The sequence below is a fragment of the Burkholderia sp. Ac-20384 genome (assembly GCF_017104605.1).
GTDB classification, from domain to species: Bacteria; Pseudomonadota; Gammaproteobacteria; order Burkholderiales; family Burkholderiaceae; genus Burkholderia; species Burkholderia lata.
The window spans coordinates 1-8,881 of sequence record NZ_JAAGPE010000345.1 but is presented as its reverse complement, the minus strand read 5'-3'; the positions used below and the strand labels follow the sequence as shown (position 1 = coordinate 8,881).

The following is an 8,881-nucleotide window of genomic DNA, read 5'->3' as shown; positions in this document are numbered from 1 at the left end:
GAACTGCGCGGGCATCGCGCCCGCCGCGAAGACCGTCGGCAAGGACGGCGCGCATCCGCTCGACGTGTTCGCGAAGACGATCAACGTGAACCTCGTCGGCACGTTCAACATGATCCGGCTCGCGGCCGCCGCGATGGCCGCCACCGCGCCGACCGCGGACGGCGAACGCGGCGTGATCGTCAGCACCGCGTCGGTCGCCGCATTCGACGGGCAGATCGGCCAGGCCGCGTATGCGGCGTCGAAAGCCGGCGTCGCCGGCATGACGCTGCCGATCGCGCGCGACCTGTCGCGCAGCGGCATCCGCGTGATGACGATCGCGCCCGGCCTGTTCGAGACGCCGATGCTGCTCGGCATGCCGCAGGACGTACAGGACGCGCTCGGCGCGATGGTGCCGTTCCCGCCGCGGCTCGGCAAGCCGGCCGAATACGCGCTGCTGGTGCGTCAGATCGTCGAGAATCCGATGCTCAACGGCGAAGTGATCCGCCTCGACGGCGCGATCCGGATGCAGCCGAAATAGGCATAAAAAAAACGCCCGCGATGCGGGCGTTTTTTCGTTCCGGGTTCCGGCAGCGTGGCCGCGGCTCAGTCCTCGCCGTCGCGCTGCATCCGCTGCCGCAATTCGGTCACCTGCGACTCGACGACGGTGGCGTCGTCAGCCTCCGGCCGCTCGCCGAGATACTGCTCGAGATCCTCGAGCGCGGGGCGCAGGTAATCGAGCCGCGCATACGCGAAACCGCGGTCGCGGACTTCGTCGAGGTGCTCGGGCAGCAGGATCACGAGCCGCTGCTGTACCGCGAGCAGCCGCTGCCAGCGTTCCGTCTGAAGATAGATCGTCTTCAGGTTGCGCAGCATCCGCGCGATGATCTCGCGGCTCGTCGCCGGCTGCAGCAGCGCGCGCAACGCGCTGTCGACCGCCCCGGCCGCACGCGCGACATACGGCTCGAGCATCTCGACCATCTCGGCTTCGGACAGCGAATGGCCGTTGGCCGGATCGATGATCAGGTCGCCGTCCGGCAGCGTGACGCGCAGCAGGAAATGACCGGGAAACGACACGCCGCGCGCCGGTACGCCGATCTGCTCGGCGAGCTCCAGGTACAGCACCGACAGCGAGATCGGGATCCCGCGCCGCCGCTTCAGCACGGCGTTCAGGTGGCTGTTATCGGGGTCGTAGTAGTCGTTGTGATTGCACGCGAAGCCGAGCTCGCGGAAGAAGAAATCGTTCAGTGCGGCGACGCGGCCCTTCAGGTCCGCATCGTCCGTGAACCGCCGGCGCAGCCGCGCGGCGAGCATGTCGAGTTCGGCCAGCGTGCCCTGCAGGTCGAGGTCGGGATACGCGTCCTGCGCCAGCGACAGCGCCGCTTCCGTGACGGGCAGGCTGTCGTCGTCTGCCACGAGCGTGCTGAAGTAGTCGAGGACGCGGGTCATTGCGGTCGTCACTTGGCGCGCCTTCTGAAATAAGCGTATTTGAAGCCCATCACCCACAACATACCGAAATATAGTGCAGCGAACACCACGAGGCACGCAGCCATCAGCGCAATGCGATCGAGCGGCTGCGCACGCATCCCGGTCCAGTCGAAGCTGATCGACAGCCAGTGCATCAGGCCGGCGAGCACCAGCGCCGCGCCGATCAGCTGCACGAAGAAGCGCAGCCAGCCCGGCGACGGCTGGTAGATGCCGCGCTTGCGCAGCCCGATGAACAGCAGCAGCGAGTTCAGGCACGCGCCGACGCCGATGCTCAGCGTCAGGCCCGCGTGGCCGATCAGCGGCACGAACACGTAGTTCGAGATCTGCGTGACGATCAGCACACCGATCGCGATCTTCACCGGCGTCTTGATGTCCTGCTTCGCATAGAAGCCCGGCGCGAGGATCTTGATCAGGATGATGCCGACGAGGCCGATCCCGTAGGTCGCCAGCGCGCGCGCGACCATCGTGACGGTATGCGCGTCGAACTTGCCGTAGTTGAACAGGGTCGCGGTGAGCGGTGTCGCGAAGAAGAACAGCGCGAGCGCGCTCGGTGCCGCGAGCAGGAACGTGACGCGCAGGCCCCAGTCGAGCAGCGCCGAATACTCGTGCGAATCGGCATCGACGTGCGCCTTCGACAGGCTCGGCAGCAGGATCGTGCCGAGCGCGACGCCGAGCAGCGCCGTCGGGAATTCCATCAGGCGGTCGGCGTAGTTGATCCACGACACGGCGCCCTGCCCGAGCCGCGACGCGATGTTGGTGTTGATGATCAGCGACAGTTGCGCGACCGACACCGCGAACGTCGCGGGCACCATCTTCGCGAGCACGCGCTTCACGCCCGGGTGGCGCAGCGCGCGCAGCGGGTTGAGGCCGATCAGCGGCACCATGTCGATCTTCTTCAGGCCCGGCAACTGCACGAGGAACTGCAGCACGCCGCCGACGATGACGGCCCACGCGAGCGCGAACACCGGCACCTTCAGGTGCGGCGCGACGAACACGGCCGCGGCGATGAACGCGACGTTGAGCAGCACCGGCGCGAACGCAGGCAGCGAGAAGCTCTTGTACGTGTTCAGCACGCCGGAGGCGAGCGTCGTCAGCGAGATGAACACGATGTACGGGAACATGATTCGCGTCATCGTGACCGCGAGCGGGAACGCCTGCCCGTCGGTGTGCAGGCCGGACGCGACCGCGAACACGACCCACGACGCGCCGACGATCCCGAAGACCGACAGCACGGCAAGCGCCCACGCGAGCACGGTGGACATCGCGTCGACGAGCGCCTTCGTCGCGTCGTGCCCCTGCTGGTTCTTGAACTCGGCGAGGATCGGCACGAACGCCTGCGAGAACGCGCCTTCGGCAGACAGGCGGCGCAGCAGGTTCGGGATACGGAAGGCGACGTAGAACGCGTCGGTGTATTGACTGGCACCGAACGCACGGGCGATCAGTGTCTCGCGGGCCAGTCCGGTCACGCGCGACAGCAGCGTGAAGCCGCTGACCGTCAGCAGGGCTCGGAATAGATTCATGGGGCGCTTATTATACGGACGTTGCGTGGCCCGGCCAGCGGCCGATGCCGAAAAGCGCGCACGCCGATGGCGCCCGGTCCGGCAGATGTCACGTTGATGTTGCCACTCGCTTGATTTTGTTGCTATAATCGCCTGTTTCTGGGCTCGTACATGCACGGCAACTGCCGTTTTCATGTCCCGGCCTCGGTTAAAATCACCGTTTTTTATGCGCCCCTGGGCAATCGCTCTCAGGGGACGGATCGAAAAGCAGCGCTTGGCCGTCTAGGCTCCAAGCTCTGGAAACAGGACAGGATAAGGAACCGTCATGGCTAACTCCGCACAAGCACGCAAGCGCGCCCGCCAGGCCGCGAAGGCAAATTCGCACAACTCGGCGCTGCGCTCGAAATTCCGTACCGCGATCAAGGCTGTTCGCAAGGCTGTCGACGCCGGCGATCAAGCAAAGGCTGCCGATCTGTTCAAGGCTGCCGTGAAGACGATCGACACGATCGCTGACAAGAAGATCGTTCACAAGAACAAGGCCGCTCGCAGCAAGAGCCGCCTCGCCGCGGCCGTCAAAGGCCTGCAGGCAGCAGCGTAAATCCGGCGCGCCCGCTTCCGCGGGCGTTCCTGTTTCCTGCGATCGCAAAAAAGCCCGCCTAGGCGGGCTTTTTTGCCTGTGTCGCCGGGATCGGCAACGATGCAGGCGAACAACCGGGGCCTGGCGCTGCGCGCGCCCCCGCCCGTCCGCTTCTTACTTCTTCTCGCCGTAGTCCGGCAGTTCGCACGCCTCGGTGACGACGAGATTGTTGTCCTTCGCGAAATTCAGCACGAAATCGAACGCCATCGGCTCGACATCGCGCAGCCGGGAATCGAGGATCACGCATTTCAGGTCGCCGAGCATCGTCGGACGCACGTAGAGCGAATACTGGAGACGCGCGTTCCGTCCGCTCGCCCCCGGCCCGAAGCAGGCCATCACACCGGCCAGACGTTCCGACCAGTCGCTCGGGCGAAACTTTTTCCCGTCTTTCGTGATGCCCTGGATGAAGAATTCGGTCGGAGGGGTTTCAGCCATGTGGTTACCCAAGTGACGGCCCGGCGATAGCCAGGCAACGGCGCCTGGATACGCGAACACAAAGCTGAAACGGACGGCGGCACAAGCATTCCGGTATCCCGAAAACGGGACGTCGGCGCGCGCCACCGGCGGACTGCACCGGATTTGTGCAGCGCACGGCTTGTGTCCGGCAGAGCGCGAGGAGGCTTGCCTGCCGGGCTGGAGAAAACTTTCGAATTATACCGCAGCGCGCCATCGCGCGCCGTCCCGACGCCCCTCCTCCTGCACCGCTTGCCGCCCGCGGCGATCGTGCCCCGCTTCCCTCCGCGGCTCGTCAAAGCACAGAAAATCCTTTATGCTGCTTTGAGTTATCCACACCCGACGGCGGCGCCGTCCGGCCTTGCTGCCGGGTGCAACCTGCCGCATCTCGCTTCATGACCGCCAAAACCATTCGTCACTACCTGCAGTTCAAGGATTTCTCGCTGGAAGACTACGAGTACGTGCTCGAACGCACGGGTATCCTGAAGCGCAAGTTCAAGAACTACGAGACCTATCACCCGCTGCACGACCGCACGCTCGCGATGATCTTCGAGAAGAGCTCGACGCGCACGCGCCTGTCGTTCGAAGCCGGGATCTTCCAGCTCGGCGGCCACGCCGTCTTCATGAGCACGCGCGACACGCAGCTCGGCCGCGGCGAGCCCGTCGAGGATTCCGCGCAGGTCATCTCGCGCATGGTCGACATCATCATGATCCGTACGTTCGAGCAGGAGGTCATCAAGCGCTTCGCGGACAATTCCCGCGTGCCGGTGATCAACGGCCTGACGAACGAGTACCACCCGTGCCAGGTGCTCGCTGACATCTTCACGTACTACGAACACCGCGGACCGATCGCCGGCAAGACCGTCGCATGGGTCGGCGATGCGAACAACATGCTCTACACGTGGATCGAAGCCGCGCAGATCCTCGGCTTCAAGCTGCGCCTGTCCACGCCGCCCGGCTACGCGCTCGACATGAAGCTCGTGTCGCCCGACAGCGCACCGTTCTACGAAGTGTTCGAGGATCCGAACGAAGCGTGCAAGGGTGCCGACCTCGTCACCACCGACGTGTGGACGAGCATGGGCTTCGAGGCCGAGAACGAGGCCCGCATGCAGGCGTTCGCCGACTGGTGCGTCGACGAGGAAATGATGGGCCACGCGAACCCGGACGCCCTCTTCATGCACTGCCTGCCCGCGCACCGCGGCGAGGAAGTGACGGCCGGCGTGATCGACGGCCCGCAGAGCGTCGTGTGGGACGAGGCGGAAAACCGCCTGCACGTGCAGAAGGCCCTGATGGAGTTCCTGCTGCTCGGCCGCCTCAAGCACTGACGCGCCGGCACCGGGCCATCCATGAAAAAAGCGCCGATCGACGATCGGCGCTTTTTGTTTGAGCGCGGGAAAAGCCGCGCTGGGCCCGCGTTACAGGCAGACCGGTTCGGCTTCGAGCTCGACGCCGAATTGCGTCTGCACGTCGGCCTGGATCGCCCGTGCCAGCGCGAGCACGTCGGCGCCGGTCGCGCCGCCACGATTGACGAGCACGAGCGCCTGGCGGTCGTGCACGGCCGCCGCGCCCAGCGCGCGCCCCTTCCAGCCGCAGCGGTCGATCAGCCAGCCGGCCGCGAGCTTGACCTGCCCGTCCGGCTGCGGATATGACACGACTTCCGGCGCGCGGGCGCGAAGCGCATCGAACTGCGCCGCATCGATCACCGGATTCTTGAAGAAACTGCCCGCGTTGCCGAGGACGAGCGGATCGGGCAGCTTCGCGCGGCGGATCGCGACGACCGCGTCGAACACGTCGCGCGCCGTGGCCGCATCGGGTGCAATGCCTCGGGCGTCGAGTTCGCGCGTGACATCCGCGTAGCCGAGCCGCGGCACCCATTGCTTCGGCAGCCGGAACGTCACTGACACGATCGCAAACCGGCCGCGCCCTTCCCGCTTGAAGAAGCTGTCGCGATAGCCGAACGCGCAGCGCGCGGCGTCGAAGCGCTCGCTGCGCCCCGTCGCCAGCTCGACCGCGACCAACGAGTCGAAATACGCCTTCATCTCGAGGCCGTACGCACCGATGTTCTGGATCGGCGCCGCGCCGACCGTGCCCGGAATCAGCGCGAGGTTCTCGAGGCCCGCCATCCCGTGCTCGAGCGTCCATGCGACGAATGCGTGCCAGTTCTCGCCGCCGCCGGCCTCGACGTACCACGCGTGGTCGTCCTCGCGCACGATGCGGCGGCCCGCGATCTCGTCGAGCAGCACGACGCCGTCGAAATCGCGCGTGAACACGACGTTGCTGCCGCCGCCGAGCACGAGCTGCGGCAGGTTCGCGACGCGCGGGTCGCGATGGAGCGCCTCGAACTGCGACGCATGCGTGATGCGCGCGGCAAAGCGGGCGGTCGCAGCGATGCCGAACGTGTTGTGCGCGGCGAGCGGATAGTCGGGAAGCAGCGACAGGGTGGAATCGTCAGGAGGCATCGGCATTCGCGGTCACGTCCGCCCGGGCGGCGCATGGCCGACCTTGGGCAAACGGAGGGGCATCGGTAAAATGGCAAACAGTCCGCAATTATAGCGAGTGCCCGCGCGCGAGCCGGGTGCCCGCATCTCAAGGGAGGAATGCCATGCCATCGTTCGACGTCGTTTCCGAAGCGAACATGATCGAAGTAAAGAACGCCATCGAGCAGTCGAACAAGGAAATTTCGACGCGCTTCGACTTCAAGGGCTCCGACGCACGCGTCGAGCAAAAGGAACGCGAGCTGACGCTGTTCGCCGATGACGATTTCAAGCTCGGCCAGGTCAAGGACGTACTGATCGGCAAGCTGGCCAAACGCAACGTCGACGTGCGCTTCCTCGACTACGGCAAGGTCGAGAAGATCGGCGGCGACAAGCTCAAGCAGATCGTCACCGTGAAGAAGGGCGTGACCGGCGACCTCGCGAAGAAGATCGTGCGCCTCGTGAAGGACAGCAAGATCAAGGTGCAGGCGAGCATCCAGGGCGACGCGGTGCGCGTGAACGGCACGAAGCGCGACGACCTGCAGAGCGTGATCGCGATGCTGCGCAAGGACGTGACCGACACGCCGCTCGACTTCAACAACTTCCGCGACTGATCGCCGGACGATCCGTCACGTCATCCCGCCGGGCCCCGCACACGCGGCGCGCCCGGCATGCGGCCTAGCGCCGCACTTCGTCAGGCTTTCCCGCCGTCCTGCGCGCCGCCGTCAGCGGCCGCCTTCTTCTTGTCGCCGATCCGGCTCTCCTGCCCCGCCAGCAGCTTCGAAATGTTGCCGCGGTGTCGCCACACGAGCAGCACGCTCATCGCGAGCACGGCCCACGCGACCGGGTTGTGGCCCGTGCCGAACAGGAACACGTCGAACACCGGCGCAAACACGGCCGCCACCAGCGCCGCGAGCGACGAATAGCGGAAGAAGAACGCGACGATCAGCCAGGTCAGCGCGGTCGCGAGCCCGAGCACCGGGTGCACCGCGAGCAGCACGCCGGCCGCGGTCGCGACGCCCTTGCCGCCCTGGAAGCGGAAGAACACCGGATACAGGTGGCCGAGGAACACGGCGATCGCGACCCATGCGACCGCGACGTCGGGCAGCCCGAGGTGCCGGGCGAGCCAGACGGCGATCCAGCCCTTGAACGCGTCGCCGACGAGCGTCAGGATCGCGGCCTTCTTGTTGCCGCTGCGCAGCACGTTGGTCGCGCCGGGATTCTTCGACCCGTATGAACGCGGGTCGGCCAGGCCCATCGCGCCACTGACGACGACGGCGAACGACACCGAACCGATCAGGTAGGCAATGAGGGCGGCGAGCAGGATCTGCATGCGGAGGACTCTTCTTTCAACGTATCGGTAAAGGGACGGCTGCGCGCGGCACGCCGAAACGGCGCCCATTCTACCGAACGCGCGCGGCCTGCCACGAAGGTGAAACCCTCAGTCAACACTGGCGCACTGCACCGGCTGCGCGCCGAGCAGCGATGTGAGCACGGCCGGCGCGAGGCTGACGAGGTAGCCGCGACGGCCTCCGTTCAGGTAGATCGTCGGCAGTTCGAGGATCGTCGCCTCGACGTAGACGGGCATCGTCTTGCGCGTGCCGAACGGTGACGTGCCGCCGACGAGATAGCCCGAATGGCGGTTCGCGACCTCGGGCTTGCACGGCTCGACGCGCTTCGCGCCGATCTGCCGCGCGAGGTTCTTCGTCGAAACGGTGCGATCGCCGTGCATCAGCACGATCAGCGGCTTCGCGTGTTCGTCTTCCATCACGAGCGTCTTCACGACGCTGTGCTCGTCGACGCCGAGCTGGCGCGCCGATTCACCGGTGCCGCCGTGCTCGACGTAGTCGTACGGGTGCTCGCCGAACGCGACGCCGTGGCGGCGCAGCAATTGGGTCGCGGGGGTTTCGGACACATGCCTGGATTTGCTCATGGCGGCATTTTAATGGTGAACGACCGGCGAGCGCGCACTGGCGCGCTCGCGCCCGTGCCGGCGGTATACTCGCGGCCCGTTTCTCACCGGGCGGCCCGCTGCGTCGCCGCGGCGATTCCGGCCATCATCATTGCTTCCATCGCGAAGCGCTATTGCCCGAATGGCCGATTGTGGCGCGCGCGCCGTCATGGCACGATCGTTCGCAAACTTCAACGCGCCGCCCCCCGGCCCCTTGTCTGGAGACGCCATGCCCTCGCCCTCCCGCTCATTCGAGCCGCTCGACGGCGACGCACTGCTCGCCGCGCTGCCTCGCCGCATCGCCGACGTGCCCGCGCGCTGGGCCGCGCAGGCACCCGCGCACCCGGCGCTGATCGAGGACGCGCGCCGCCTGTCGTACGGCGAACTGTCGCAGGCCGTCGAT

The 8,881-nt window shown here is 66.3% G+C and carries 10 protein-coding genes and 1 pseudogene; 5 read left to right on the top strand and 6 right to left on the bottom strand.

Features of this window, described 5'->3' with window-relative positions; all coding sequences use genetic code 11:
• On the top strand, nucleotides 1-517 hold a 517-nt coding region (locus G3O00_RS36535), incomplete at its 5' end, for an SDR family NAD(P)-dependent oxidoreductase (protein WP_206145916.1).
• Between the two features lie 65 nt (nucleotides 518-582).
• On the opposite strand, the gene G3O00_RS36530 is transcribed toward G3O00_RS36535, so the two are convergent.
• The gene (locus tag G3O00_RS36530) at nucleotides 583-1,425 is read right to left on the bottom strand and encodes a SirB1 family protein (RefSeq protein WP_174930617.1); all 843 of its coding nucleotides are present in this window, start codon (nucleotides 1,423-1,425) and stop codon (nucleotides 583-585) included.
• 8 nt (nucleotides 1,426-1,433) lie between these two features.
• On the bottom strand, nucleotides 1,434-2,984 hold the full coding sequence (gene murJ, locus G3O00_RS36525; RefSeq protein ID WP_011352993.1) for a murein biosynthesis integral membrane protein MurJ: 1,551 nt from the start codon (nucleotides 2,982-2,984) through the stop codon (nucleotides 1,434-1,436).
• A gap of 304 nt (nucleotides 2,985-3,288) precedes the next feature.
• Between murJ and rpsT the strand changes: the two genes are divergently transcribed.
• Nucleotides 3,289-3,561: a 30S ribosomal protein S20 gene (rpsT, locus tag G3O00_RS36520; protein ID WP_011352994.1), complete on the top strand. Its 273-nt coding sequence runs from the start codon at nucleotides 3,289-3,291 to the stop codon at nucleotides 3,559-3,561.
• 153 nt (nucleotides 3,562-3,714) lie between these two features.
• Here rpsT and G3O00_RS36515 read toward each other — a convergent pair whose 3' ends face one another.
• A complete protein-coding gene (locus tag G3O00_RS36515) occupies nucleotides 3,715-4,035 on the bottom strand; it encodes a DUF3579 domain-containing protein (RefSeq protein WP_011352995.1) in 321 nt (106 codons plus the stop codon).
• 413 nt (nucleotides 4,036-4,448) lie between these two features.
• Here G3O00_RS36515 and argF point away from each other — a divergent pair, with 413 nt between their 5' ends.
• Nucleotides 4,449-5,378 (top strand): ornithine carbamoyltransferase, encoded by a 930-nt coding sequence (argF, locus tag G3O00_RS36510; RefSeq protein WP_174930618.1) that lies wholly within the window; start codon nucleotides 4,449-4,451, stop codon nucleotides 5,376-5,378.
• A gap of 90 nt (nucleotides 5,379-5,468) precedes the next feature.
• Here argF and murB read toward each other — a convergent pair whose 3' ends face one another.
• Nucleotides 5,469-6,518: a UDP-N-acetylmuramate dehydrogenase gene (gene murB, locus G3O00_RS36505; protein ID WP_206145915.1), complete on the bottom strand. Its 1,050-nt coding sequence runs from the start codon at nucleotides 6,516-6,518 to the stop codon at nucleotides 5,469-5,471.
• Nucleotides 6,519-6,655: 137 nt separating this feature from the next.
• On the opposite strand from murB, the gene G3O00_RS36500 reads away from it, so the two are divergent.
• On the top strand, nucleotides 6,656-7,141 hold the full coding sequence (locus G3O00_RS36500) for a YajQ family cyclic di-GMP-binding protein (RefSeq protein WP_011352998.1): 486 nt from the start codon (nucleotides 6,656-6,658) through the stop codon (nucleotides 7,139-7,141).
• Between the two features lie 80 nt (nucleotides 7,142-7,221).
• On the opposite strand, the gene plsY is transcribed toward G3O00_RS36500, so the two are convergent.
• Nucleotides 7,222-7,860, bottom strand: a complete 639-nt coding sequence (gene plsY, locus G3O00_RS36495; protein ID WP_206145914.1) for a glycerol-3-phosphate 1-O-acyltransferase PlsY — start codon at nucleotides 7,858-7,860, stop codon at nucleotides 7,222-7,224.
• Nucleotides 7,861-7,968: 108 nt separating this feature from the next.
• Nucleotides 7,969-8,460 carry a Cys-tRNA(Pro) deacylase gene (ybaK, locus tag G3O00_RS36490; protein ID WP_027789278.1) on the bottom strand — a complete coding sequence of 164 codons (492 nt, stop codon included), beginning with the start codon at nucleotides 8,458-8,460 and terminating at the stop codon, nucleotides 7,969-7,971.
• A gap of 247 nt (nucleotides 8,461-8,707) precedes the next feature.
• On the opposite strand from ybaK, the pseudogene G3O00_RS43665 reads away from it, so the two are divergent.
• Nucleotides 8,708-8,881: pseudogene (locus tag G3O00_RS43665) on the top strand (AMP-binding protein); the annotation flags it as partial.

What these genes read in the sequence shown, in the direction of transcription:
- G3O00_RS36530 (WP_174930617.1), bottom strand. Translation starts at nt 1,425, where the DNA reads ATGACCCGCGTCCTCGACTACTTCAGCACGCTCGTGGCAGACGACGAC.
- murJ (WP_011352993.1), bottom strand. Translation starts at nt 2,984, where the DNA reads ATGAATCTATTCCGAGCCCTGCTGACGGTCAGCGGCTTCACGCTGCTG.
- rpsT (WP_011352994.1), top strand. Translation starts at nt 3,289, where the DNA reads ATGGCTAACTCCGCACAAGCACGCAAGCGCGCCCGCCAGGCCGCGAAG.
- G3O00_RS36515 (WP_011352995.1), bottom strand. Translation starts at nt 4,035, where the DNA reads ATGGCTGAAACCCCTCCGACCGAATTCTTCATCCAGGGCATCACGAAA.
- argF (WP_174930618.1), top strand. Translation starts at nt 4,449, where the DNA reads ATGACCGCCAAAACCATTCGTCACTACCTGCAGTTCAAGGATTTCTCG.
- murB (WP_206145915.1), bottom strand. Translation starts at nt 6,518, where the DNA reads ATGCCGATGCCTCCTGACGATTCCACCCTGTCGCTGCTTCCCGACTAT.
- G3O00_RS36500 (WP_011352998.1), top strand. Translation starts at nt 6,656, where the DNA reads ATGCCATCGTTCGACGTCGTTTCCGAAGCGAACATGATCGAAGTAAAG.
- plsY (WP_206145914.1), bottom strand. Translation starts at nt 7,860, where the DNA reads ATGCAGATCCTGCTCGCCGCCCTCATTGCCTACCTGATCGGTTCGGTG.
- ybaK (WP_027789278.1), bottom strand. Translation starts at nt 8,460, where the DNA reads ATGAGCAAATCCAGGCATGTGTCCGAAACCCCCGCGACCCAATTGCTG.